This is a genomic window from Massilia sp. BGA-UO-ETr-WB1, from assembly GCF_059567845.1.
The window spans coordinates 733790-759778 of record NZ_JCAQOT010000024.1 but is presented as its reverse complement, the minus strand read 5'-3'; the positions used below and the strand labels follow the sequence as shown (position 1 = coordinate 759778).

The 25989-nt window shown below is 64.2% G+C and carries 21 protein-coding genes; 6 read left to right on the top strand and 15 right to left on the bottom strand.

The features are described from left to right. Positions 1 to 7 precede the first annotated feature (7 nt). From rplB to creB, 8 genes are all read right to left on the bottom strand, one after another. A complete protein-coding gene (gene rplB / locus AC56DV_RS16515) occupies positions 8 to 835 on the bottom strand; it encodes a 50S ribosomal protein L2 (protein ID WP_496315348.1) in 828 nt (275 codons plus the stop codon). Next, positions 835 to 1152 carry a 50S ribosomal protein L23 gene (gene rplW, locus AC56DV_RS16510; protein WP_056404300.1) on the bottom strand — a complete coding sequence of 106 codons (318 nt, stop codon included), beginning with the start codon at positions 1150 to 1152 and terminating at the stop codon, positions 835 to 837. The genes rplB and rplW overlap by 1 nt, the downstream gene beginning before the upstream one ends. Continuing rightward, a complete protein-coding gene (rplD, locus tag AC56DV_RS16505; RefSeq protein WP_056404301.1) occupies positions 1149 to 1769 on the bottom strand; it encodes a 50S ribosomal protein L4 in 621 nt (206 codons plus the stop codon). The genes rplW and rplD overlap by 4 nt, the downstream gene beginning before the upstream one ends. Positions 1770 to 1772: 3 nt before the next feature. Beyond that, positions 1773 to 2429 carry a 50S ribosomal protein L3 gene (gene rplC, locus AC56DV_RS16500; RefSeq protein WP_056404304.1) on the bottom strand — a complete coding sequence of 219 codons (657 nt, stop codon included), beginning with the start codon at positions 2427 to 2429 and terminating at the stop codon, positions 1773 to 1775. A gap of 230 nt (positions 2430 to 2659) precedes the next feature. After that, positions 2660 to 5473 (bottom strand): TonB-dependent receptor domain-containing protein, encoded by a 2814-nt coding sequence (locus tag AC56DV_RS16495; RefSeq protein ID WP_496315347.1) that lies wholly within the window; start codon positions 5471 to 5473, stop codon positions 2660 to 2662. 237 nt (positions 5474 to 5710) lie between these two features. After that, entirely contained in the window at positions 5711 to 7153 is a 1443-nt protein-coding gene (gene creD / locus AC56DV_RS16490) for a cell envelope integrity protein CreD (protein WP_496315346.1), read from the bottom strand. Between the two features lie 94 nt (positions 7154 to 7247). After that, positions 7248 to 8717: a two-component system sensor histidine kinase CreC gene (gene creC, locus AC56DV_RS16485; RefSeq protein WP_496315345.1), complete on the bottom strand. Its 1470-nt coding sequence runs from the start codon at positions 8715 to 8717 to the stop codon at positions 7248 to 7250. Next, on the bottom strand, positions 8714 to 9463 hold the full coding sequence (gene creB / locus AC56DV_RS16480) for a two-component system response regulator CreB (protein ID WP_496315344.1): 750 nt from the start codon (positions 9461 to 9463) through the stop codon (positions 8714 to 8716). The genes creC and creB overlap by 4 nt, the downstream gene beginning before the upstream one ends. Positions 9464 to 9703: 240 nt before the next feature. On the opposite strand from creB, the gene AC56DV_RS16475 reads away from it, so the two are divergent. After that, positions 9704 to 11122: an aminotransferase-like domain-containing protein gene (locus AC56DV_RS16475; RefSeq protein WP_496315343.1), complete on the top strand. Its 1419-nt coding sequence runs from the start codon at positions 9704 to 9706 to the stop codon at positions 11120 to 11122. 32 nt (positions 11123 to 11154) lie between these two features. On the opposite strand, the gene AC56DV_RS16470 is transcribed toward AC56DV_RS16475, so the two are convergent. Then, complete coding sequence (locus AC56DV_RS16470; protein ID WP_496315342.1) at positions 11155 to 14049, bottom strand: TonB-dependent receptor; 2895 nt, start codon at positions 14047 to 14049, stop codon at positions 11155 to 11157. A 483-nt stretch (positions 14050 to 14532) separates the two neighbouring features. Between AC56DV_RS16470 and AC56DV_RS16465 the strand changes: the two genes are divergently transcribed. Then, positions 14533 to 14628, top strand: a complete 96-nt coding sequence (locus AC56DV_RS16465) for a PEP-CTERM sorting domain-containing protein (protein WP_496315341.1) — start codon at positions 14533 to 14535, stop codon at positions 14626 to 14628. A 90-nt stretch (positions 14629 to 14718) separates the two neighbouring features. Here AC56DV_RS16465 and rpsJ read toward each other — a convergent pair whose 3' ends face one another. From rpsJ to rpsL, 5 genes are all read right to left on the bottom strand, one after another. Continuing rightward, entirely contained in the window at positions 14719 to 15036 is a 318-nt protein-coding gene (rpsJ, locus tag AC56DV_RS16460; RefSeq protein WP_028101676.1) for a 30S ribosomal protein S10, read from the bottom strand. A gap of 166 nt (positions 15037 to 15202) precedes the next feature. Next, positions 15203 to 16393 carry an elongation factor Tu gene (gene tuf, locus AC56DV_RS16455; protein ID WP_161071440.1) on the bottom strand — a complete coding sequence of 397 codons (1191 nt, stop codon included), beginning with the start codon at positions 16391 to 16393 and terminating at the stop codon, positions 15203 to 15205. Positions 16394 to 16467: 74 nt separating this feature from the next. Next, positions 16468 to 18573 carry an elongation factor G gene (gene fusA, locus AC56DV_RS16450; RefSeq protein WP_496315340.1) on the bottom strand — a complete coding sequence of 702 codons (2106 nt, stop codon included), beginning with the start codon at positions 18571 to 18573 and terminating at the stop codon, positions 16468 to 16470. A 111-nt stretch (positions 18574 to 18684) separates the two neighbouring features. Then, on the bottom strand, positions 18685 to 19155 hold the full coding sequence (rpsG, locus tag AC56DV_RS16445) for a 30S ribosomal protein S7 (protein ID WP_057155378.1): 471 nt from the start codon (positions 19153 to 19155) through the stop codon (positions 18685 to 18687). Positions 19156 to 19293: 138 nt separating this feature from the next. Continuing rightward, positions 19294 to 19677, bottom strand: coding sequence for a 30S ribosomal protein S12 (gene rpsL / locus AC56DV_RS16440; protein ID WP_056392507.1), 384 nt, complete (start codon positions 19675 to 19677; stop codon positions 19294 to 19296). A gap of 270 nt (positions 19678 to 19947) precedes the next feature. Here rpsL and AC56DV_RS16435 point away from each other — a divergent pair, with 270 nt between their 5' ends. From AC56DV_RS16435 to AC56DV_RS16420, 4 genes are all read left to right on the top strand, one after another. Continuing rightward, a complete protein-coding gene (locus tag AC56DV_RS16435; protein ID WP_496315339.1) occupies positions 19948 to 20904 on the top strand; it encodes a GlcNAc-transferase family protein in 957 nt (318 codons plus the stop codon). Between the two features lie 96 nt (positions 20905 to 21000). Beyond that, positions 21001 to 22938, top strand: a complete 1938-nt coding sequence (locus tag AC56DV_RS16430) for a phosphoethanolamine transferase (protein ID WP_496315338.1) — start codon at positions 21001 to 21003, stop codon at positions 22936 to 22938. A gap of 51 nt (positions 22939 to 22989) precedes the next feature. Then, positions 22990 to 24132 (top strand): acetyltransferase domain-containing protein, encoded by a 1143-nt coding sequence (locus AC56DV_RS16425; RefSeq protein WP_496315337.1) that lies wholly within the window; start codon positions 22990 to 22992, stop codon positions 24130 to 24132. Beyond that, positions 24129 to 24257, top strand: coding sequence for a hypothetical protein (locus AC56DV_RS16420; protein ID WP_496315336.1), 129 nt, complete (start codon positions 24129 to 24131; stop codon positions 24255 to 24257). Before AC56DV_RS16425 ends, AC56DV_RS16420 begins: the two co-directional genes overlap by 4 nt. A 67-nt stretch (positions 24258 to 24324) precedes the next feature. On the opposite strand, the gene AC56DV_RS16415 is transcribed toward AC56DV_RS16420, so the two are convergent. Next, positions 24325 to 25986 (bottom strand): GH35 family beta-galactosidase, encoded by a 1662-nt coding sequence (locus tag AC56DV_RS16415; protein ID WP_496315335.1) that lies wholly within the window; start codon positions 25984 to 25986, stop codon positions 24325 to 24327. Positions 25987 to 25989 lie beyond the last annotated feature (3 nt).

Genomic DNA, 25989 nt, shown 5'->3' with positions numbered 1-25989 from the left:
TTTATCCTTATTTCTTGCCGCGGCGCGAGACGATCATCGAAGAAGTACGCTTGTTGCTGCGAGTCTTCTTGCCCTTGGTCTGCTGGCCCCATGGGGACACTGGATGACGACCTGCTGCCGTTTTACCTTCACCACCACCGTGCGGGTGATCGACCGGGTTCATGACCACACCGCGAACGGTAGGACGAACACCGCGCCAGCGCATCGCGCCAGCCTTACCGATCTTGCGCAGGCTGTGTTCGGCATTGCCGACTTCGCCTACGGTCGCGCGGCACTCGATGTGCACGCGGCGCACTTCGCCCGAGCGCAGACGCACTTGAGCGTAGGTGCCTTCGCGGGCCATCAGCACAACGCCGGCGCCGGCGGTACGGGCCATCTGGGCACCCTTACCTGGCAGCATTTCGACGCAGTGCATCACGGTACCGACCGGGATGTTGCGGATAGGCAGGCAGTTGCCCGACTTGATAGGCGCTTCCGAACCGTTCATCACGCTGTCGCCGACGCTCATGCCCTTGGTGGCGATGATGTACTGGCGCTCGCCGTCGGCGTAGCACAGCAGGGCGATATTCGCGGTGCGGTTTGGATCGTATTCGATACGTTCCACTTTCGCAGGAATGCCATCCTTCTGACGCTTGAAGTCGATCAGGCGATAGTGCTGCTTGTGACCGCCGCCGATGTGGCGGGTGGTGATGTGGCCGTTGTTGTTACGGCCGGCGGTCTTCGATTTTTTCTCAACCAGGGCTGCGAACGGACGGCCTTTGTACAGGTCGGCGTTAACAACCTTCACCATGCCGCGACGGCCTGGGGAGGTTGGCTTCATCTTAACGAGTGCCATTATTTAGCCTCCTCGGAGAAATTGATTTCCTGGCCAGGCTTCAGGCACACGAAAGCACGCTTGGTGTGGTTGCGGCGACCGATGAAACGGCCCGAACGCTTAACCTTACCTTCGCGGTTGACGGTTTGCACCGACAGGACTTCAACCTTGAACAGCAGTTCAACGGCTGCCTTGATCTCAGGCTTGGTCGCATCCGGCAGTACGCGGAATACGATTTGCTCGTTCTTTTCCGCGACCATGGTGGCCTTTTCGGAAATGACCGGAGCCTGCAGCACCTTCATCAGGCGCTCTTCGCTGTGTTTGATGACTGCGCTCATGCCAGCATCTCCTCAATCTTGGCCAGTGCCGCCTTGGTGACCAGGATCTTCTTGTAGAAGACCAGCGACATTGGATCTGCGTGACGTGGCTCAACAACCAGCACGTTCGGCAGGTTACGGGAAGCCAGTTCCAGGTTTTCTTCGATGTTGTCAGCGATGATCAGCACCGATTCCAGACCCATGGCGTTCAGCTTTTGCGACAGCAGCTTGGTCTTTGGAGCTTCGATGGCGAAGTCTTCAACAACAACCAGGCGCTCTTCGCGAGCCAGTTGGGACAGGATCGAGCAGATACCGGCGCGGTACATCTTCTTGTTCACTTTGTGGGTGAAGTTCTCGTCAGGCGAGTTCGGGAAGATGCGACCACCGCCGCGCCACAGTGGCGACGACGACATACCAGCACGTGCGCGGCCGGTACCTTTTTGGCGCCATGGCTTCTTGGTCGTGTGGTGGACTTCTTCGCGGTCTTTCTGCTTACGGTTGCCGCTGCGAGCATTGGCTTGGTAGGCAACCACGATCTGGTGGATCAGGGCTTCGTTGTAATCACGGCCGAAGACGGTGTCAGCGGCGGCAACGTTGGAAGATGCTTGACCTTGAGCATTCAGGAGCTTGAGTTCCATCGATTAAGCCCCTTTCTTTGCTTTGACTTTGACAGCAGGCGAGACGACCACTTGGCCGTTTTTCGCGCCTGGTACCGCGCCTTTGACCAGCAGCAGCTGACGGTCGGCGTCGATACGAGCGATTTCCAGATTCTGGGTGGTAACAGTCACGTCACCCATGTGGCCGGTCATGCGCTTGCCTGGGAATACACGGCCCGGATCCTGCGCCATACCGATCGAACCTGGTACGTTGTGCGAACGCGAGTTACCGTGGGTCTGACGACCGGAAGCAAAGTTGTGACGCTTGATGGTACCGGCGTAGCCTTTACCGATGCTCGTGCCCTGAACGTCGATCTTCTGACCAACTTCGAACAGCGAAGCGGCGATAACTTCACCAGCTTTCAATTCTGCAGCTTTGGCAGCGTCAACGCGGAACTCTTTCAACAGAGTACCGGCTTCGACACCAGCTTTAGCGTAGTGACCGGCTGCGGCTTTGGTCACGCGGGAAGCGCGACGTTGACCGAAGACGACCTGAACAGCGGAATAACCATCCGTTTCAGGGGTTTTGATTTGCGCAACGCGGTTGTTCGACACGTCCAGCACGGTGACTGGGATCGAATCCCCATCATCCGTGAAGATGCGCATCATGCCAACCTTGCGACCGAGGAGGCCTAGGCTCATTTTTTCTCCATTCCCACCTACGATTGGGCGGGGCTTTGTTTAACTACAAAAATTAGTACGGCCCGTAAAAAGATGGAATCCATACCGAAGCCGGCTAGTGTAGCGTGAAAAGACTCTTGACGCAACAACTTAGTACGGGGTATGTCAATTATTTGCGGCCCGCCGCACATACGTGAAAAAGGGCCGGGCATCGCTGCCCGGCCCTGCCGTTTCTCAGCCTGCGGAACGGCTTAGAAGGTGTACGCGGCGCTCATGCCGATGGTGCGGAACAGCGGCTGCGAGGTGGTGTTGTTGAAACCGTCGCGCCAGTTGACGGCGGTTTCACGCTCGAACACGTTGTTGACGTACAGGCTCATGCGGACATTCTTGATGCCGGTGTAAGCCAGGTTGTAGTCGACCGTGGTCGGCGGCTGCACGCGCTCGCACGCTGCCATGTTCTCGGCGGCGACCTTCTGCGTGACGCAGTAGGTTGGCGAAGAGACACTATTGTTGCTAAAGCCACTGGCGTAGTGCACGGTCATGCCGTGGTCCCAGGCGCCGGCCTTCAGCGAAGGACGCAGCTTCACGATCAGGCGCGAACCGCCGTCGTAGTTGCCGTTGATGTTAGGGTTGTACTTGCCGTCGGCTACCGAGTAGGTCTGGTAGTTCAGGTTGTACGTGCCTTCCAGCTTGATCTTCAGGTCACCCACGTTCTTGATCGGGAAGCGGGTGGTGGCATCGAAGTCGAAGCCGGAGGCCTTGGTCTTGCCGCTGTTGACGTACGGGTTGTACACCAGGCCCAGCTTGCCCACGCCGCCGAAGTTGGTGGTGTTGGACGGCTGGTATTTGCGGACCAGGGCCAGGAACTCGTTGTCGTTGGCGGTGTTGTCCACGCGCAGCAACTGGCCGGCCGGCAGCGACGCTTCGCCTTTCAGCACGTCGACCACGGAACGGGTGCCGATTTCATCCTTGCGCTTGATGTTGAAGTAGTCCAGCGCGAAGGTGGTATTCTTGATCGGTTCCCACACCAGGCCGGCGGTGAACGATTTCGACGTTTCCGGCTTCAGCTCCGGGTTCGAGGCCACGAAGCTGGGCAGCGAGCCCAGGCAGTCGGCGTTGCGGAAGGTGTTCGCTTGCGCTTTCTCCGCGGTGGTGGCGTTCGACTTCTGGATCACGTCGTTCAGCGCGGTCGCGGTAGGGCAGCGGCGCGGATCGATGACGCTGGTGGCCACCGAGCTGCGGCCCAGGCCGTTGCCGGACTCGACGATGTTCGGCGCGCGGAAGCCGCCGGCGGCAGTGGCGCGCAGCAGCAGGCTGTCGGTGGCGTTCAGGCGCAGGCCCAGCTTCGGCGACACGTGCGCGTCGGCGTTGCCGCTCTTGTCGGCGCGCAGCGCGGCGCTCAGCTCCAGGCGCTTGACCACCGGAATGGTCGCTTCGCCGAAGATGGAGTAGTGCTTGGAGGTGTCCTTGACCTGCAGGCCGAAGATGCCCACCAGATCGCCGTTCAGGACGTTGTCCGAGCTCTTCATCTCGTACTTTTCCTGGCGGATGTCGGCACCCAGCGCAATGCTCAGCGGGCCGGCCGGCAGCTGCGCCACTTCGCCGGTGATGGTGCCGTCCCAGAAGGCGATCTTGGCCTTGCCGACCGTGGTACGAACCGGGAACATCGATTCCAGCAGCGCCGGATCGTTCTGCTGGCCGAACTTGTAGGTCTTGTTGACGATGGCGTCGGTGTAGCCCTTGGCGGACACGGCGCGGGTGGCCTTGGTGGCGCCCGAGGTCATGTAGCCGGCGGCCGATTTCCAATCGTAGTTACCCAGCGAGCCGGTCAGCGCCAGCATCACGCGCGACTGGTCGGACTCGGTGCGGTTGAAGTTGAAGCCGTTGCCGGTGTCCATCATGCGGGCGCGGTATTCAACCGGCACGGTGTACGGGTTGTTCGGGTGGCCGACCGGCAGCTTCGGATACGAGAACGGGCCGACCATCTTGCCGCCGTACACGTTGTACCAGACGCTGGACGACGAGGTGGCAGAACCGTTGCTGACGTTGAACGGGGCCACGATGTAGTCGTTGGTGGCGCCGGCCGAGGTGATCTCGAAGTTGGCGTCGATGTTCGAGCCGATCTTGAAATGGGTGTTGCTGGCCAGGGCCCAACGCTTGTTGTTGGTGGTCGAGCCGGTGTACGGCAGCACATCCCATTTGCACAGCTTATCGACCGGGTCGATCGCGTCGGCCGGGCAGCCGGGCGCGGCCACGATGTTGGTCGAGCTCAGGAAGTAGTTGCCGGTTGGCGAGTACGAGCTTTTGGCATCCCAGGTCGAACGGCCCGGGGTCAGGCGGTGCCAGTCCGGATAGTGGCTGCGCAGTTCGCCGGTGCTGTAGCCGTCGCGCTTGTAGCCTTCGAAGGTGACGTAGGTGTTGTAGCCGTCTTTGTCGAGGTCGCCGAAGCCGTAGATGGCCGAGGCGTTGCGGTTGCGGTAGTCCTTGAAGCCGTCGGCCATGGTGTAGTTGACCTTGACTTTGCCGCCCTGGTAGTCCTTCAGCAGGATGATGTTGATCACGCCGGCAATCGCGTCGGAGCCGTAGATGGCCGATGCGCCGTCTTTCAGGATCTCGATGCGCTCGATGGCTTCGGCGGCGATCGCGTCCAGGTTGGTGAAGTTCTGCTGCGCGCCGTCGGACAGGCCGTACTGGGCGATGCGGCGGCCGTTTACCAGCACCAGCGTACCCACTTTGCCCAGGCCGCGCATGTTCACGGCCGAGGCGCCGGTGGCGAAGCCGCCCGAACCCTGGGTGCCCGAGTCGATGCTGGTGTTGACGGTGGCCGACGAGGTCAGGATTTCCAGCGCGGTGGTGGCGCCGGTGCGGTCGATATCGGCGCGGTTCAGGATCTGGATCGAGCCGGCCGCCTCGGAGGCGGTGCGCTTGATGCTGGAGCCGGTGATTTCAACGCGCTGGATTTTCGGTTCCGCGGCAGGGGCTTGCTGTGCAAAGGCGGATTGCGAGAAGGCCACAGCCAGGGCTGCAGCGATCGCGCTCTTCTTAAGGATCGGCGTGTGGTTCAAGTAACTACTCCCAAGTGTTGTTATGCTATCAACTTATAATAAGTTGCCATCTGTCGCCGAGGGCCGGATTACGGCCTGGGCGGCGATGGCAACTTGGCAGCATTACTCAAGCTATTGCCAAGGCGCAAGGGTGAATTAACAAAACCCGCACAAACTTTCGTATTGGCCGGCAAACTGTTGTTTTTAATCACAAACTTTTGTTTGCGTAACAGATAGTTAAGTTAATGTTTGACCATCTCAGTTACCAATCTGGTACCAATCCACTTTGCGGGTTGCCACCATCAGCGCGGCCAGCACGGCGAACAGCAGCAGCGCACCCAGCACCAGCGCGTTGCTCTCGGAGATCAGCAAGCCGTACAGCGCGCCGTACAGCAGGATCAGGCCGCTGCCGAAGGCCAGGCCGCGCCAGCGGTCGCGCAGCACATGGCCCAGGTAGTAGGACAGCAGGCCGATGCAGGCGGCGCTGGCGCCCAGGTAGGCCAGCGCGAACTCCACGTGTTCCGACAGGCCCAGCAGCAGCAGGAAAAACAGCGCCAGCGCCAAGCCCACCAGCGCATACTGCACCGGGTGGATCGGCAGGCGCTTGAGGATCTCGAACACGAAGAAGGCGGCAAAGGTGAGCGCCACGAACAGCAGGCCGTACTTGCTGGCGCGGTCGGCCTGGCTGTAGATGTTGACCGGCTCGACGAAGGCCACGCTGAACGAGTCCAGCTGCGCGCCGGCCAGCCCGCCCGCGCCGCGCACCAGCGCCGCCTGGGCCGCCGCACCGGCAGCCGGGCTGCCCGGCGCGGGCGCCGCCCCGCCCTTCCAGCCCTCCTGCGCCTGCGCCGCCAGCAGCAGCTGCACATTGGACGCCAGCGACGGCACGCGCCAGGTGGCGGTGAAGCCGGCCTCGGACACGGACCGGTCTTCCGGCAGGAAGCGGCCGCCGAACTGCGGATGCGGCCAGTTCGACGCCAGCGCCACCACGTTGTTGCGGCCCACCGGCACGAAATGCTGCCGCTCCATGCCCGCCAGGTTGAGCTTGAAGCTGAACCGGGCCTGCGCCGTGCCCGCGGCAGCCCCGGTCCCCGCTGCGGCCAGCGTGTCGGCCGGCAGCATGGCGTGCATGCCGCCCTGCCAGGCGCCCAGCAGCGCGCCTTGCCCGAACTCCAGCAGCGCGCCGTTCCAGCTGATTTTCGGGATCGCGCGCACGCCGCGCACATCGGCCACCGGCAGCGACACATACGGCCGCCCCACCGCCGTGATGCGCGCGGCGCCGCCGCTGCGCGGCAGCTCGGCCGCCTGCGGCAAGGTGAAGGCGCCGCTGAAATCGTACTGGCCGTTGTAGACCAGCACCTGGTGGATGCCCCGGTAGCGGCGCTCGGTGCCGACGTTGCCGGCCACCTTCAGCTCGTCCGGATAAACCAGGTGCAGGCGGCGCACGGCACTCGTCTTCACGCGCGGCTGCTCGTCGCTGCCGCCGCTGGCCGGGGTGTCAAGCTCCTCGGTATAGGGAATGACCAGCACCGGGCCGATCACGGTCTGCTCGCCGACCGAATCCTCGGCGATGCTGCGGGCCGCGTCGTCGCGGTAAGCCATCCGCTCGCGGACGGTGGCCTGTATCATCAGCAGCGGGATGCAGAGCAGCAGCATCAGCGCGGCAATGATGCAGACCTTCATAAGCAATTTCTTTTGCATGGCGCTTCCTGTGGTGAGAAAGCGGCCAGTCTAGAAAACGCAGGCGAAGGGACGATGCGTTCTGTGTGCAGTGGAGATGAAGTGCCGGCGCGGGCTACATCGCCAGCGGCAGCGGCAGCACCAGTCGCGAACAGCAGCCGCCGCCCGGCGCGCTGGCCACGCTGACCGTGCCGCCGTGCAGCGCCGCCACTTCGCGCACGAAGGGCAGGCCCAGCCCGGTGCTCTTGCCGCCGCCGGGGCGCGGCAGCGAATAGAAACGCTCGAACAGGCGCTCCGCCGCGTAGGCCGGCACGCCCGGCCCCTGGTCGCACACGTCCACGCCGGCATCGTTCTGGCCGCGCCACAAGGCGATGCGCACCACCCCGCCGCGCGGCGAAAAGCCGATCGCATTGTCCAGCAGATTGCCCAGCGCCTGGCGCAGCAGCAGCGAGTCGCCCTGCACCAGCAGCGGCACGGGGCCGGCTCCTTCGCCCTCCTCGCCCGCCTGCCCCGCGCCGGCAATCTCCAGCGTCACGCCGGCGGCCGCCAGCGCGCCGGCGAAGTCACCGCCCACCTGCCGCGCCAGCGCATGCAGTTCGACGCTCTCGGCCGCCTCCAGCCGCTGCTGCTGCTCCACGCGCACCAGCGCCAGCAGCTTGTCGATCAGCTGCTTCTGGCGCGCGTTCTGGCTGACGATATTGCCCAGGAAATGGCGGCGCTCCTGCTCCGGCATGTCCTCCTGCAGCAGCTCGGCGGAGGCCTGGATCGCCGCGATGGGCGACTTCAGCTCGTGCGCCAGCGTGTGCATCAGCTGCTCCGCGTATTCCTTGCCCTCCAGCCGCGCGCGCATGGCCTCCAGCGCCCGCCCCAGGGTGCCGATCTCGCTCTTGCCCAACTCCGGCAGCACCACCTTGTGCCCGGCCTCCACCGCCGACACATAGGCCATCAGCTTGCCCAGCGCGCGCGCCAGCCAGGACGTGACGGCCAGGCCGATCAGCAGCGACAACCCCAGCAGCACCGCGCCGCCGCGCAGGATGCTTTGCTGGCTGCGCTCCACGAAAGCCTGCACGCTGGCGTTGGGCTTGGCCACCGTCAGCACGCCGATCAGCTTGCCCTGGTCCAGGATGGGCGCGGCCACGTGCATGACGGTGCTGTCCTCGTCGTCGGGATCGGAGCGGGTGCTGCGGGCGCCGTATTTGCCGCGCAAGGTCAGGTAGACGTCGTTCCAGCGCGAATAATCCTTGCCGGCGTCGCGGCCGTCGCTGTCGAACAGCACGATGCCGCGGGCGTCGGTAATATAGAAGCGGTAATCCAGCCGCTCGCGGTCGATGCCGCTGACGTTGGCGCGGATGGGGCCGCGCAAGGCGTCCCGCATGCGTTCCAGCACGCCGGACGACAGCAGCGTGCCGGCCTTCATGTCGCCCGCCACCACCGCCGCCAGCATGTGGGCGGTGCCCACCAGCGTGTCCTCCTGGGTGGCGCGCACGCCGGGCTTGACCTCCGCCATGAAGACGTTCAACAGGAACCACGCCGCCAGGCCCACCACCAGGAAATAGCCGAGCAGGATGCGCAGTCCTATTTTCATGCGGCGGCCAAGCTGTAGCCCAGCCCGCGATGGGTCTGGATCGGGTCGGCGTCGGGTGCCACCGCGCGCAGCTTGGCGCGCAGGGATTTCACGTGGGCGTCCACGGTGCGGTCCAGCGTGTCGGACGCATCGGTCCACACGCGGTCCATCAGCTGCGCGCGCGACAGCACATGGCCGGGATGTTCGATCAGCGTTTTCAGCAGCAGGTATTCATAGCGCGTCAGCTCCAGCGCCTGGCCGCCGTACAGGATGCGCGCCTCCAGCGCGCGCAGCTCCAGGCCGGCCACGGTGCGCGCGCCGGCGCCCGCCGCTGGTGCGGCTGCGGTTGCTGCGGCGGCGTCCAGCGGACGCGGCTCGCGCGGCTGCGGCGGCGCCATGCGGCGCAGGATGACGCGGATGCGCGCCACCAGCTCGCGCGGCGAAAACGGCTTGGTCACATAATCGTCCGCGCCGATCTCCAGGCCCACCACGCGGTCGATCTCGTCGCTGCGGGCGGTCAGGAAAATGACGGGCGCATCGGAAAACTGGCGCAGGCGGCGGCACACCTCCAGCCCGCTCATGTCCGGCAAGCCGATATCGAGCACCACCAGTTCGGGCACAGGCTGTCCGCCCTCCCCGCGCATGGCGGCCAGCGCCTGTTCGCCCAGCGTCACGTGCAGCGGCGCAAAGCCGTCGGTGCGCAGCGCATAGGCGATGCCGTCCGCAATCGCCTGCTCATCCTCCACGATCAGGATACTTCTCGCCATAGCAATTCCACAAGTTCAACACCCGCAGACTCTACCGCCGCCCACCCGCAAAGTCCACCCCGCGCTTAATGCGGAACGCGGTTGCGGCTGCGTCCTTGGGGTCGGGCAGCTGGGTGCCGCAGCCGCTCAGCATGAGCAGTGCGGCGAGCGGGATAAGCTTGTTGCGCATGGCGAGCCTTGTATGGATAATTTGCCTTTTAAGCGGTTTAATTCGCGACAAAATCCATACATCGAATCAAAATGCCCCCCACATCATCCATGCAAGACCCGCCGTGGCTGGGCGAGCTCAGTCCGACCGGCGGCCCGCGCTACCTGCAGATCGCCGATTTCATCGAGCGCGCGCTGTCCGACGGGCGCCTGCAGCCGGGCGACCGCCTGCCGCCGCAGCGCAATCTGGCGGCGCGGCTGCGGGTGGACCTGACCACCATCACCCGCGCCTACGACGAGGCCAAGCGGCGCCACCTGGTGGAGGGCAAGGGCGCGGCCGGCACCTACGCCTCCGCGCCCAAGGTGGCGCTGGCGCCGATGCTGGACCTGGGCATGAACATCCCGCCCCCGCCGGCCGGCGTGGATTTCGACGACATGCTGAAACAGGGGTTGAGCCAGGTGCTGATGCGCACCAACAGCGATCTGCTGATGAGCTACCAGTTGGGCGGCGGCAGCCAGGCCGACCGCGCGGCCGGGGCGATGTGGCTGGCGCCGATGCTGGGCAAGGTGGACGAGGAGCACATCGTGGCCTGCCCGGGCGCGCAGTGCGCGCTGGCGGCGCTGATTCTGGCGCTGACCAGGCCGGGCGACGTGATCCTGGCCGAACCGGCCATCTACCCCGGCCTGCGCTCGGCCGCCGCGCAGCTGGGACGGCGCGTGGCGGCGGTGGCGGTGGATGAGGACGGCATGCGGCCGGACGCGCTGGAAAAAATGTGCAAAAAGCACCGCGCGCGCCTGCTCTACCTGAACCCGACCTTGCAGAACCCCACCGCGCACACCATGCCGGCGCAGCGCCGCCGCGAAATCGTGCAGGCTGCCGCGCGCTGCGGCGCCGCCATCATCGAGGACGATCCCTACTGGCTGCTGGCCGGCGGCGGCGAAGGCAATGATGGCGGCGCCCCGCCGCCGCTGGCCAAGCTGGCGCCGCGCCACGTCTATTACATTTCCACGCTGTCGAAGTGTTTGGCGCCGGGCCTGCGCACCGCCTTCGCGCTGCTGCCCGATGCGCAGGTGCGCGAGCGCTTCCTGCAGGCGCTGCGCGCGCTGGTGCTGATGCCCTCGCCGCTGGCCGGCGCGCTGGTGACGCAGTGGATACACGACGGCACCGCCCGGCGCCTGCTGGCCGGGGTGCGCGAAGAAGCGCAGGCGCGCCGGCAGCTGGCCGCGCAGATCCTGTCCGGCCTGCAGTTCACGCCGGGCGGCATCCATGTCTGGCTGGCCTTGCCGGACTACTGGAGCCCGGAGCAGCTGGCCCGCGCGGCGCACGCAGAGGGCCTGGCGGTGACCGCATCGAACGCGTTCAGCGCGCCCGGCAGCGGCGCTTTGGTGCCGAATGCGATCCGCATTTCGCTGGGCAGCATCCGCGAGCAGGCCCGCCTGGCCGGCGCCCTGCGCAAGCTGTCCCACCTGCTGGGCCACAAACCCGCCGCGCCGCGCGCAACAGTGGTATAGCGGCGCCGCCGGCGCCGCGCCCCTGCCCCGGGTCAGAACACGTAGGACGCCTTCACCGTGAAGTAGCGGCCGTAGGCATTGTGCAAGCCCTCGTTGTAGCCCGCCAGCGGCGTGGCGGCCGAGTTGGTGCCGTCACGCGGATCGTACGGCGCGCGCTTGTCCAGCAAGTTCTGGATGTTCAAGTTCAACGTCAGGTTCTTGAAGCCGGTGTAGGTGTAACCCAAACCGACCGTCATCCACGGATTGACCTTGCAGGACGGGTAGTACGCCTCGTACAGCGGCACCGTGGTGTCGCGGTTCGGCTCCGCGTCGCTGGCCTTGCGGGTGCCGTAGTGGCAGAACGGCTGCGCGTACACGGTGTCGTAGTTGACCACGCGCAGCAGCGACAGCGAGCCGACGTAGTTCAGCGAAGCGTTCACCGCGTGGTCGCCGCGCGACCAGCGGCTGGTCAGGTTGAACTTCATGCGCGGCATGTCGGTGCCCGAGCCCAGGTTCCAGTCGTACAGGCCGGGGTTGCCGCCCACCAGGTTGTGCTCGGGATCGCCGCTCAGCGTGGCGATCGAGTAGTAGGTCATGTAGGTGCCGCTCAGCCGGGTGTCCGTGTCGCCCCAGGCGCCCAGGCTGGCGCGGTGCCGCACTTCGAAGTCGATGCCGCGCACTTCGGTGGCGCCCTGGTTGATCCACGGTTCCTTGACCATCAGCAGCGGGCCGGTGCCGGGAATGGGGTTGCCGTTGTTGTCGGTCACGAAGTTGACCGGGTTCTGGTCGCGCACCACGTTGCCGGGCGTCTTGTCCTCGTTCTTCAGCGCGTCGGCGGCCGAGCCCAGGATCACTTCGCCTTCCTTGCGGATCTTGAAGGCGTCGATGACGAAGTCCAGGTTCTTGGTCGGCGAGAAGATCAGGCCCAGCGAATAGCTCCTGGATTTCTCGGGCACCAGGTCGGGATTGGCGCCGCCGGTGCCGGCCACCGACTTGGAGCAATCGACCTCGGTGGCGCCCGGCTTCGGCGTTTCCTCGTCGGTTTCGCAGCGCTTCGGATCGTACAGGCTGTTCAGGAAGAACTGGGCGCCGCCCGGCGTCACCTGCACCAGCGCCGGCGCCCGGAAGCCCTTGGCGTAGGTGCCGCGCACCGCGAAGCTGTCGTTCGGGGTCCACTTGGCGCCCACCTTCGGCACATAGCTGGTGGCGATGCCGGGATATTTGTCGGCCCGGCCGGCGAAGTCCATCTCCAGGCCGCGCAGCAGCGGCAGGCGCAGTTCGGCGTAGGCCGACTTGACGTCGCGCTGGCCGTCGATCACGGTGTTGACCAGGCCGTAGATGTCGCCGCGTCCCACCAGCTCGTCCGGATTGAGCTTGATCTTCTCGCGCCGCACTTCCACGCCCAGCGCGATGGCCATCGGGCCGCCCGGCAGCATGCCGAACTCGCGGTTGGCCTTGGCGTCCCACTGCGTGATGGAAGCGGCATTGTCGGTCATCACGTCGTGGCCCAGGGTCGGGTCGGCCGACAGCTGGGCCAGCGTGGTGCCGGTGTTGAGCTTGCGCAGCGTGGGCAGGAACAGGCGGCCGTAGCTGAAGTCGGTCTTCTTCGACTCGTTCCACAGCAGGCCGGTCTCCCAGTCCCAGCCCCAGTGCGTGCCCTGCAGGCCGGCCAGCGCGCGGGTGTTGTCGATTTCGTTGCGGCTGCCGCCGCGCAGGTTCTCGAAGCGGTAGCCGACCGAGGCGCGCGCGTTCGGGAACGGGTTGTCCGGATGGCCGATTTCCAGGATGGCCTGGAACGGCGTGCCCACGCCGGTGGCGGTGAAGGTGTTCACCGAGGACTGGCCGATGGTGATCGGGGTGCCGGTGTAGTCGCGCTCGGAGCGCGCGTAGGCCACTTCGGCGAAGGCCCGCATGGCCGGGCTGATCTTGAACACGCCGCGGCTCATGACGGTGGCGTCCTTGCCGGCGCCCTGCGTTTCAAGGAACTGGTTGGTGTCGAAGTTGCAGAAGGTGCGGCCGATGAAGACGCTGGCTGCCGACAGGCCCATGTCGCGGCTGCCCACCAGTTTCTGGCTGTCCGGGCAGTCGGTGCGGGTGACCAGGCGCGCGGCCGCGTTGGCCTGGGTGACGCCGAAGTTCTTCGAACCGGGCGCGCTCTCGCGGTAGAACGAGGCGTGCGACGAGATGAAGCTGCCGTACGGCGTGGCGAAGCGGCCGTTGAGCTGCTGGTACTGCTCGAAGGCGATGTCGGTGGTCTCGCGGCGCGAGGTACGGTCGCGCGAGGACACGTCGGCGGTGATAAAGACGTTGTAGCCGTCGTTGTCCAGGTCGCCCTTGCCCCAGAAGGCGCTGGCGCCGCGCTTGGCGAAATTACCGTCGTCGTTGGCGCTGGCGCGGGCCGCGAATTCGAGGCCGTTGTAGTTGTTCTTGGTGATGAAGTTGATCACGCCGCCGATCGCGTCCGAGCCGTACACGGCCGAGGCGCCGTCCTTCAGGATCTCGACGCGGTCCAGCGCCGACAGCGGAATACTGTTCAAGTCGTACAGCGTGGAATTGCCGTTGTTCGGGTCGGCGTACGCGGCCGGCGTCATGCGGCGGCCGTTCAGCAGGATCAGGGTCGAGGTCGACGACAGGCCGCGCAGCGAGGCGGTCGACACGCCGGACGCGAAGGCGCCGCCGTTGGAGTCGAAGTTGTTGTCGGTGCCCATGGCCGGCACGGTGCGCATCAGTTCGGCCACCGTGGCCACGCCGGTGTCCTTGATGTCCTTGGCGGTAATCACCTGGACCGGATTGGCGCTTTCCTTGCCGGTGCGCTTCAGGTTGGAACCCGTGATGTAGACGGTAGCGGTCTCTTCCTTGGCCAACTGCTGGGCCAGCGCCGCCTGCGATGTGCCGAGTGCCAGCGCGACGGCCAGCACCCCCTGCTTCAATGCGAATTGATTAGTCAAAATACGCTCCCGATTGTTGTGATGGTCAGTCAGCCGGCGCTTCCCGTGCACCAGGCCGTTTCAATCTCTCACATACGAAAAATTGCACCAAGCACAAATAAATGGAACGTTGCACGAAGGTTACATTTGTTACAAAACCATGATGAAATACGGCGCTGAGGCGATTTTCCCGATGATTTGCAGCGTCCAACTTGCAAGTGACTGCGGCGAGAAACACGAGTGGAAACAATAGTTTAGGCGCGGCAGGCTAGCGCCGCGCCGCTGCTGGCTTAACGATAATTCACTACGGCGCCACCCCGGGGCCGCGTTCGTGTTCGCACTTTTCAAGGAGAACAGAGTGAAGATCGTCCACCAAGGGCTGGCAGCGTTCCTGCTGTCCGGCGCCAGTCTTGCCCATGCGGTACCGCACTACAGCGTCACCGCCCTCGCGCCCATCGGCAGCAGCGGCTACAGCATCAACAACGCCGGCACGGCGGTCGCCCGGTGCCCGAGCCGGGCACCTGGGCCATGCTGCTGGCCGGCCTGGCCACCGTGGGCGCCGGCCGCTACCGCGCACGCCGCATGAAAGAGCCAACGTAAACGGCACTGGGGCCGGGAGCTGCGCAAGCGCAGGTCCCGGCCCCAGTGGGCTGGCGGCAGGCTGTTGGGCCGCCGCCTGGCCGAAATCAATTATTGCAGTTTGATTTCTACGTCCACGCCAGCTGGCAGGTCCAGCTTCATCAGCGCGTCAACGGTCTTGTCGGTTGGGTCGACGATGTCCATCAGGCGCTGGTGGGTGCGGATTTCGAACTGGTCGCGCGAAGTCTTGTTCACGTGCGGGGAACGCAGCACGTCGTAACGCTGGATGCGGGTTGGCAGAGGTACTGGACCTTTTACCACGGCGCCGGTGCGCTTCGCGGTGTCAACGATTTCCAGAGCGGACTGGTCGATCAGCTTGTAGTCGAAAGCTTTCAGGCGGATACGGATTTTTTGGTTTGGTGCGGACATGATTATTCCTTAAAAGAACGAACCGGCGCGGGCGCGCACGGCAATAAGTGAACTCTGTACAGCTAAGAGGCGAGATGATACCACCGAAATGGCCAGCATGCTCAGCCCTGCGACAAAAAAAGGCAGCGCCGCGAACGGCACTGCCTTCTTGTCTTACCCTAGCTTATTAGGCCAGGATTTTTGCTACCACGCCGGCGCCGACGGTACGGCCGCCTTCGCGGATTGCGAAGCGCAGACCTTCTTCCATCGCGATCGGGTTGATCAGCTTGACGGTGATCGACACGTTGTCGCCTGGCATAACCATTTCTTTGTCCGCTGGCAGTTCGATCGAACCGGTCACGTCAGTCGTACGGAAGTAGAACTGTGGACGATAGTTGTTGAAGAACGGGGTGTGACGGCCGCCTTCGTCTTTCGACAGAACATAGATCTCGCCGGTGAAGTGGTTGTGCGGCTTGATCGAGCCTGGCTTCGCCAGAACCTGACCACGCTGTACGTCTTCACGCTTGGTGCCGCGCAGCAGCAGACCAACGTTGTCGCCTGCCTGACCCTGGTCCAGCAGCTTGCGGAACATTTCCACGCCGGTGCAGGTGGTTTTCACGGTGTCGGTGATACCAACGATTTCGATCTCTTCGCCGACCTTGATGATGCCGCGCTCAACGCGACCGGTCACCACGGTGCCGCGGCCCGAGATCGAGAACACGTCTTCCACTGGCATCAGGAAGGCGCCGTCCACTGCGCGCTCTGGCGTAGGGATGTAGCTGTCCAGTGCGTCGGCCAGGGCCATGATGGCCACTTCGCCCAGAGGACCGGTGTCGCCGTCCAGTGCTTTACGTGCCGAACCTTTGATGATTGGCAGGTCGTCGCCTGGGAACTCGTATTTCGACAGCAGCTCGCGCACTTCCATCTCAACCAGTTCCAGCAGCTCTTCGTCGTCGACCAGGTCGCACTTGTTCAGGAACACAACGATGTATGGAACGCCAACCTGGCGGGCCAGCAAGATGTGCTCGCGGGTCTGTGGCATTGGGCCGTCGGCTGCGGAGCAAACCAGGATCGCGCCGTCCATCTGCGCAGCACCGGTAATCATGTTCTTGATGTAGTCGGCGTGGCCTGGGCAGTCAACGTGAGCGTAGTGACGCGATGCGGTCTCGTACTCAACGTGTGCGGTGTTGATGGTGATGCCGCGTGCTTTTTCTTCCGGTGCAGCGTCGATCTGGTCGTAAGCTTTAGCTTCGCCGCCGAATTTCTTCGACAGAACGGTAGCGATTGCTGCGGTCAGGGTGGTTTTGCCGTGGTCGACGTGACCGATGGTGCCAACGTTGACGTGCGGTTTAGTCCGCTCGAATTTACCTTTTGCCATTTTATTCTTCCTTAGAACAAGATTTAAAGTTGCCCGGCCGGGGGGATCACCCCTCGGCCGGTCAATTCATTATTTTACTTCGCTTTAGCGGTAACGATTGCGTCGGTTACGTGCTTAGGCGCTTCCGAGTAGTGCTTGAATTCCATCGTGTAGGTCGCGCGGCCTTGCGTTGCGGAACGCAGGGTGGTCGAGTAACCAAACATTTCCGACAGAGGCACTTCGGCTTTGATGATCTTGCCGCCACCGCCTGGGATTTCGTCCATGCCCTGCACCATACCACGGCGGGACGACAGGTCGCCCATCACGGTACCGGCGTAGTCTTCCGGCGTTTCCACTTCCACTGCCATCATTGGTTCCAGGATGACTGGAGCCGCTTTACGGCAGCCGTCCTTGAAGGCCATCGAAGCGGCCATGCGGAACGCGTTTTCGTTCGAGTCCACGTCGTGGTACGAACCGAAGAACAGCGTTACCTTCACGTCCACCACAGGGTAGCCGGCCAGAACACCGGTAGGCAGCGTTTCGCGCACGCCTTTTTCCACTGCAGGGATGTATTCGCGAGGAACGGTACCGCCCTTGATCGCGTCCACGAATTCGAAGCCCTTGCCCGGCTCTTGCGGCTCGATCTTCAGAACCACGTGGCCGTACTGGCCGCGGCCACCGGATTGCTTGACGAACTTGCCTTCGATTTCTTCGCAAACCTTGCGGATGGTTTCGCGGTAGGCCACTTGTGGCTTGCCAACGGTCGCTTCCACGCCGAATTCGCGCTTCATACGGTCAACGATAATTTCCAGGTGCAGCTCGCCCATACCACCGATGATGGTCTGGCCGGATTCTTCGTCGGTCTTCACGCGGAACGACGGATCTTCCTGTGCCAGGCGGTTCAGCGCCAGGCCCATTTTTTCCTGGTCGGCCTTGGTCTTCGGCTCAACAGCCTGCTGAATCACCGGCTCCGGGAACACCATGCGTTCCAGCACGATGATCGACGATGGATCGCACAGGGTTTCGCCGGTGGTCACGTCTTTCAGACCAACCGCAGCGGCGATGTCGCCGGCGCGCACTTCTTTGATCTCTTCGCGCTGGTTGGCGTGCATCTGCAGAATACGGCCCAGGCGCTCTTTGCGGCCTTTTACCGAGTTGTACACGGTGTCGCCCGAGTTGATGGCGCCGGAGTACACGCGGAAGAAGGCCAGCTGGCCGACGAACGGGTCGGTCATGATCTTGAAGGCCAGCGCCGAGAATTTCTCGTCGTCGGCAGCTTTACGCGATGCAGGCTCTTCGTGCTCGTCGGTACCGGTCACGTCTTCGATGTCCACTGGCGATGGCAGGTACTCGATCACCGCGTCCAGCATGGCCTGTACGCCCTTGTTCTTGAAGGCGGTACCGCACAGCATAGGAACGATTTCGGAAGCGATGGTGCGGTCGCGCAGCGCTTTCTTGATCTCGGCTTCGGTCAGGTCGCCTTCTTCCAGGTACTTGTTCATCAGGTCTTCGGTCGCTTCAGCAGCGGCTTCAACCATCTTCTCGCGCCACTCGGCGGCCGAGGCAGCCAGTTCCGCAGGAATGTCGACGTAGTCGAATTTCATGCCCTGGGAAGCGTCGTCCCAGATGATCGCTTTCATCTTGACCAGATCGATCACGCCTTTGAAGTTGTCTTCAGCGCCGATAGGGATCTGGATCAGGACCGGGTTGGCCTTCAGGCGAGCGCGCATCTGCTCGTAGACCTTGAAGAAGTTGGCGCCGGTACGGTCCATCTTGTTGACGAAGGCCAGACGCGGCACTTTGTACTTGTTGGCCTGACGCCATACGGTTTCCGACTGAGGCTGCACGCCGCCCACTGCGCAGTAAACCATGCAAGCGCCATCCAGCACGCGCATCGAGCGTTCAACTTCAATGGTGAAGTCAACGTGGCCCGGGGTGTCGATGATGTTGATGTGGTGCTCAGGGAAGTTGTTCGCCATGCCCTTCCAGAAGCAGGTGGTCGCTGCGGAAGTGATGGTGATGCCGCGCTCTTGTTCCTGCTCCATCCAGTCCATGGTGGCGGCGCCGTCGTGCACTTCACCGATTTTGTGGTTCACGCCGGTGTAGAACAGCACGCGCTCGGTGGTGGTGGTTTTACCAGCGTCGATGTGAGCCGAGATACCGATGTTGCGGTAGCGCTCAATGGGGGTCTTGCGGGCCATAATAGATCCTAAATCTTTTAATGGACAAAACCGGACGCCATTTTTTCCAAAATGAGCCCGGCTTCGAACAAATGATTAAACGGCCGGAACACCAGATTCCGGCCAGTTTTATTAGAAGCGGAAGTGCGAGAACGCCTTGTTCGCTTCAGCCATACGGTGCACTTCGTCACGCTTCTTCATTGCACCGCCACGGCCTTCGGCCGCTTCCATCAGCTCACCGCCGAGGCGTTGTGGCATGGATTTTTCGCTGCGCTTGTTGGCAGCTTCACGCAGCCAGCGCATCGACAGCGCCATGCGGCGCACTGGGCGGACTTCAACCGGCACCTGGTAGTTTGCACCACCAACGCGACGGGATTTCACTTCAACCAGCGGCTTGGCGTTGTTGATCGCGGTAGCGAACACTTCCAGCGGATCTTTGCCGGATTTCGAAGCGATGTGCTCGAAAGCACCGTAGATGATGTTTTCTGCGACCGATTTTTTACCGGACAGCATCAGCACGTTTACAAACTTGGCGACATCGGTGTTGCCGAATTTTGGATCCGGCAGAATCTCGCGCTTGGGTACTTCACGACGACGTGGCATATCAATTCCTTTCAATCTTCAGTTGAGCTTGCGGCGATATGTTCCGCAGCTCGCGGATCACCATCATAGTGGTCCACTTACTCGGTCAGTTCGACCGATACATTCACTTAGTTAGCTGCCACTAAACGAAACTTGGTATTACTTCTTGCCTGCTTTAGCGCGCTTGGTACCGTACTTCGAGCGAGCTTGCTTACGGTCTTTAACGCCCTGGGTATCCAGTGCACCGCGAACCATGTGGTAACGCACACCCGGCAAGTCTTTTACACGACCGCCGCGCAGCAGAACAACGCTGTGCTCTTGCAGGTTGTGGCCTTCGCCGCCGATGTACGAAATCACTTCGAAACCGTTGGTCAGACGCACTTTGGCGACTTTACGCAGTGCCGAGTTAGGCTTCTTAGGAGTGGTGGTGTACACACGGGTGCAAACGCCACGTTTTTGCGGGCTGTTTTCCAGCGCCGGCGATTTGCTCTTCACGCGCAGCGAAACGCGTGGGTTGCGAATCAATTGATTGATGGTTGGCATCGTTGTTAATCCAACAAAATTACTACCGTTGACAACCCGGACTGGCGTCCGGGGGCTAAAACCTAGTCCCGACCTGGCGGCACCGAAGGCGCGAGCAGCCACTCACCAGGAGCGGCCTGCAAAAAGCGTATACGATGCGCAGAATAAATCGAGAACTCGCGAGTATAGACTGGTAAACAAGTCCAGTCAAACCCTTTCGCCGCCGCCGGCCCGGCCGCTGCGGCATTTCGGCAGCATACGTGCAGTGGGGAAACTGTTACCATTTCCACCATGGCGAACCAGAATATATTAGTCAGCCTGGCGTCCTACTTGGACCCCATGCTGTTCTTCACGCTCAACGAGGCGGTGGCCAAGGCCGCCCATCCGGAGCGGCTGCGCTTTGCCGTGGTGGACCAGCATTATGCCAGCCAGCGCGCCGCCATCGCCGCGCTGCCGTTCGCCGGCCTGATCCGCTACGTGCACGTGCAGGTGCAGGACACGCTGGGGGTGAGCTGGGCCCGCAACCTGGCCTTCTCGCTGTACGACGGCGAACAGTACCTGCTGCAGGTCGACTCCCACACCTGTTTCGAGCCGGGCTGGGACGAGTCGCTGCGGCGCCAGCACGGCCAGCTGCTGGAACTGGCGCCCAAGCCGGTGCTGAGCACTTACCCCTACCGCTTCGACATGGTGGACGGCGCGCCGCACTACACGCCGCCCGAGGGCAAGACCGTGCTGGTGCTGCGGCCGCACCCGGACACGCCGCTGCTGCCCGGCGGCGACGTGGTGCTGCGCTTCATCGCCAAGCACCTGTTCACCGACCGCCCGGTGCCGGCCTGCCACATCGCCGGCGGCTTCGTGTTCTGCCACGGCGGCTTCGTCGACGAGGTGCCGTACGACCCGTATCTGTATTTCCACGGCGAAGAGCAAAGCCTGGCGGTGCGCGCCTGGACCCGCGGCTGGGACATCTACCACCCGCTGCACGTGCCGCTGTACCATTTATATAAGGCGCCCAACACGCCGCACGACAGCCACCACTGGCACGGCGAGGTGGACCGCCTGCGCGCCTTCAGCGGCGCCTACCTGACGGTGCGCGCGGCAGAGCGCCTGAAGCGCCTGCTGTGCGGCGACGGCCTGCCCGGCGCCTACGGCCTGGGCAGCGAGCGCACGCTGGCGCAGTACGCCGCCTTCAGCGGCATCGACTACCGCAGCGGCACCGTCAGCGACCCGTTCCACGGCCAGCTCTGCTGAGGCCGGGCGCCCGGCAACGCCGGGCCGCCGCATAAAGCGCTCGCCGCGCGCGGCAAAGGGCCGGATAATGGGCGACTTTTTTTTATTTCCCGTGTCATGCGTCTTCTGTTTCGCCCATCCGCCCCGCCACCCGCCGGCTCCCCGGCCGCCCGGGCCTTCCTGCTGCTGAGCTACCTGGCCCTGTCGGCCGTGCCCTTCGTACCCTTGCTGCTGGGCAAGCCGGTGGACGCGCCGTGGCAGACGCTGGGCATGGAAGTGGTGGCCTGGGTGGCCGTGTGGGCCGTGTTCAAGCGCCCGGCCTGGTTCCACTGGCTGCTGCTGCCCGCCTTCCTGGCCCTGCCCACCGAGGTCTACCTGATCGTCTACTACGGGCAGGGCATTTCCACCCACCACCTGGGCATCATTGCCGAGACCAGCCCCAAGGAAGCCATGGAATTCCTGGGGCGCACGGTGTACCTGATGGCGGCCGTGCTGGCCGGCGCCATCGCCTGGTTCGGCGCCGGCTGGTACGTGGCGGTCAAGACGCGCGCACTGGCCTGGAGCGACAGTTCGCGCTGGGTGGCGCTGGGCATCGTGGCGGCGCTGGCCTGCGTGGCCGCCTACGGCTGGGAGTTCGGCGTGACCGGCAAGCCGGCCCGCAAGCCCGCGCAGGTGGCGGCGGCGCCCGCCGCGCCGGCCAGCGTGCCCGCCTCCGGTTTCGGCGACGGCGCCGCGGCCGAGCTGGAGGACGCGGAAGAGGAAGACGCAGCGGCCAGCGCGTCCGCCACCGGGGCCGTATCGGCCGCCGCCCGCACCGGCTGGAAGCTGGCGCCGCTGGCCTGGTGGGCCAAGGTGCCGGTCGACTTCGCCGCCTTCAGCAACACCTGGCCGTTCGGCCTGGCGGGGCGCGGGGTGGACTTCTACAACGAGCGCCAGCATCTGGCCGAGCTGGGCCGCACCAGCAGCAGCTTCACCTTCCAGGCGCGCCAGGCCGAAGGCAACGGCGAGCCGCAGGTGGTGGTGGTGGTGCTGGGCGAATCGTCGCGCTACGACCGCTGGAGCCTGAACGGCTACGCGCGCGAAACCAATCCGCTGCTGAGCAAGGAAGCCAACCTGGTGACGCTGCGCGACGTCATCACGGCCGTATCGGCCACGCGGCTGTCGGTGCCGGTCATCATTTCGCGCAAGCCCGCCATGCAAAGCCTGAAGGACGGCTTCGCCGAAAAATCCTTCATCACCGCCTACAAGGAGGCCGGCTTCAAGACCTACTGGCTGTCGAACCAGATCTCCTTCGGCCGGTTCGACACGCCGGTGTCGGTGTTCGCCAAGGAGGCGGACGTGATCCAGTTCCTGAACCTGGGCGGCTTCACCAACAACTCCAATTTCGACCAGATCCTGTTCGACCCGCTCAAGCACGCGCTGGCCGACCCGGCGCCGAAAAAGCTGATCGTGCTGCACTCGCTGGGCAGCCACTGGAACTACAGCCAGCGCCACCCGAAGGAGTTCGACAAGTGGCAGCCGTCGCTGTACGGCGTCGACAAGCCGGCCTACACCGACCTGAAGATCAAGCCGCAGCTCAACAACAGCTACGACAACTCCATCCTCTACACCGACTGGTTCCTGGCGCAGATCATCGGCACGCTGAAGGAGCAGCAGGTGGCCGCGTCCATGCTGTATGTGTCCGACCACGGCCAGACCCTGTACGACGGCAGCTGCCGCCTGGCCTTCCACGGCCACAACACGCAATACGAATTCCACGTGCCGGCGCTGGTCTGGTACTCGGACCAGTACCAGGAACGCTACCCGGGCAAGGTGCAGCAGCTGGTCAAGCACAGGAAGGCGCGGCTGGCGACGGAAAACATGTTCCACACGCTGCTCGACATGGGCGACATCCGCTACCAGGGCGAGCGGCTCGAGTGGAGCTTCCTGAGCCCGAAATTCAAGCAGCACAAGCGCTACGTGGACAGCTACGGCTGGACCAATTACGACAACGCCATCATCAAGGGCGACTGCCGCGAAGTGATTGACAAAAACAAGCCCCTCAAACAAGACTAGGCACGCAGCACACTGCCGTAACCCGCCAGCATCCACGCCAAGGAGACTGCCATGAACGCGAAGACCCGCCTCGCCTCGATCGACATGCTGCGCGGCCTGGTCATTGTTCTGATGGCGCTCGACCACACGCGCGACTTCTTTGGCCCGGCGCTGTTCCAGCCGGAAGACCTTGCCGCCACCACGCCGGCCTGGTACTGGACGCGCTGGATCACCCACCTGTGCGCCACCGTGTTCGTATTCCTGGCCGGCACCTCGGCCTGGCTGCGCGGCAGCATCCATGGCAGCGGCGACCGGCGCGCGCTGTCGCGCTACCTCGCCACCCGCGGCGCGCTGCTGGTGGTGCTGGAGGCCACCTGGGTCAGCTTCAGCTGGCAATTCGGCTACAGCGTCATCGTCCTGCAAGTGATCTGGGCGCTCGGCATGGGCATGCTGGTGCTGGCCGCGCTGATCTGGCTGCCGCACCTGGCCATCGCCGGCATCGCCGCGCTGCTGATCTGCGGCCACAACGCGCTGGACGGCTGGCACCCCGGCGGCCCGCTGTGGTTCGCCCTGCACGAGCGCGGCTACCGGCCGCTGATGGACGGCTTCGGCATCGTGGTCGCCTACCCGCTGCTGCCATGGCTGGGATTGATTGCCGCCGGCTACGCCAGCGGGCCGCTGTTCAGCCCCGCCGTGCCGGCCGGCCAGCGCCAGCGGCGGCTGTGGATGGCCGCCGCCGCGCTGATGCTGGCCTTCCTGCTGCTGCGCGCGATGAATGTGTACGGCGACCCGGGGCCATGGGCGGCGCAAGGGCGCGGCTGGATGGTCGACCTGATGTCCTTCGTGCGCGTGCACAAATACCCGCCGTCGCTGCAATACCTGCTGGTCACCGGCAGCATCGGCCTGGCGCTGCTGGCCCTGTTCGAGCGCCTGCAACCGGTGCCCTGGCTGCTGCTGTTCGGCCGCACGCCGCTGTTCTTCTATCTGGTGCACGTGGCGCTGATCCACCTGCTGGGCAATCTCTACTTCCACCTGCGCTTCGGCGGCACGCCCGACTTCAACGGCCCCGCGCCCCGCATGCCCGCCGGCTACGACCCGTCGCTGCCGGTGGTCTACCTGGCCTGGGTCTGCATGCTGCTCATCATGTACGCCCTCACCCGCCTGTGGCTGCGCTGGGGGGCCGTCAAGGCCAAGCCGTCTCCCGGAGGGCGTTGACCATCGGCCAGAACGTGGCCGCAGTCATCGGGGTGGGCAAGGTAGTCGCCGAGCCAGGCGTGGACTTGCGCGGCTTTGGCTTCGATGTCGGGACCGAAGCCGCGCTGGGCGAGCAGGGTCGATGAGGGCGGCAGCAAGAGTGATTGAATTCCTGGCAAGCTGAGTCGTTTGCCGGGAATGCAATGCCCGTCGTCAGCGGAATTTGTAGAGCTTGACCTTCTGCACCGACCAGCGGTCGCCATCGAGGCGGATATGGCGGCCCTGGTGGGTCTGGTCGCCGTTCATCCAGCGCCCTTCCTGCCACGCGCCGTCCTTGAAGCCGCCCTCGGTGGCTTTCTCGATGCCGACCGTGGTGGCCGGCCCGCCCGGATCGCGGAAGGTGACGGTCATGCCTTTGCCCGCGACGACGAATTCGTCCTCGCCGGTCTGGATCACCAGCCCGCCGCGCCCCTCATATTCCAGGCTTTCGGTCTTGCCCCACTGGTTGGCCAGGCTCACCTCGAGCTGGTAGCCGCCCAGCAGCACTTTGGCCGGGGTGGGATCGACCACATCGTCATACGACACGTTGGCCTTGAAGCCGCGCATCACGCCCTTGCCCTGCGATTGCATGATCAGCGGCGTCATCTGCCGGAGCAGCGCGTAGGCGCCGCGCAGCGGATCGTTGGGCGAGCGCTCGATGTCCTCGATGCCGAACGGCGAGTAGCCGATGGCATCCAGTTCGCCGATGGAGAAGAAGGCGTTGGCGCCCAGCTCCGGGCGACCGATGCGGTTGCCCTCGGGGACGAACAGCGGATTATCCGGCCGCTTGAACTGGCGCGCCCATTCGGCGAAGTTGGAGAAATAGGTGTCGATGGCCAGGATGTCGACCGCCGGCGCGCCCGCCTTCCAGATGTCGAACAGGTGTGGCAGCGGGCCCGCGCTCGGATACTCGCCGGGCTTCTTGCCGGGCCGGTTCAGCGCCACGTTGACGAACATCGGCAAGCCGTAGGCCGCCTTGCCCGCCGCCGCCAGCCCGTTGGTGAAGACCGCGTAATACCAGGCCTGGAACACCTCCTGCGCCTCGATGGAGTCGCCGAACACCTCGCCCCAGCTGCCGGCGCTGCGGCTGCCATGGCCTTCCCACAGCTTGCGCACCATGGGGTGCAAGGCGGCGCGGTTGGCGGCCAGGTAGGCCGTCAGCTGCGCCGGCACCGGGCCGGCGAAGGCCGCGTTGGCCGGCGCGCTGTAGTCGCGCACGTCCGGCAGCATGCCGATTTCGTTTTCAACCTGCACCATCAGCACGGTGCGTTGCGGGTCCACCTGCTTCAGGTGCGCCATGACGGCGGCAAAGGCCGCCGCGTCGGCCTTCAGCGTGGCGGCGCTGAACGGCGAAAGAATGTCCTGCGCCTGGCCGTCCCGGTTGCGGGCGCGCGGGAAACGCTGCTGGTCGCGCTTGACGAACGGCGGCATATAGGTGGACATGGAGTTCTTCCATGCGCCGAACCACAGCAGGATCAGGCGGCTGTTGCTGGCGCGCGCCTGCTTTAGCATGCCATCCAGCACGGTGAAGTCGAAGCGGCCTTCATACGCTTCGATCTGGTCCCATTCAACCGGGGCCAGCACGGTGTTGACGCCCGCCTCTTTCAGCGGTTGCCACAGTTTTTCGAGATAGGGGAGGCTGGAGGCGTTGGAATTGTGCAGTTCGCCGCCGAGCACGAGGAAGGGTTTGTTGTCTACGATGAGCTGCACGGCCGTGCCCTGCTTGCGCAACTGCGGCACGGGCGCATCGGCCGCTGCGGCCATGGCGGGCGATGCGAGGAGCATCGCCGCCAGGGTTGCAGCGGGCCGCCATCGCTTGGGGAAGCGAAGGTTCATGCG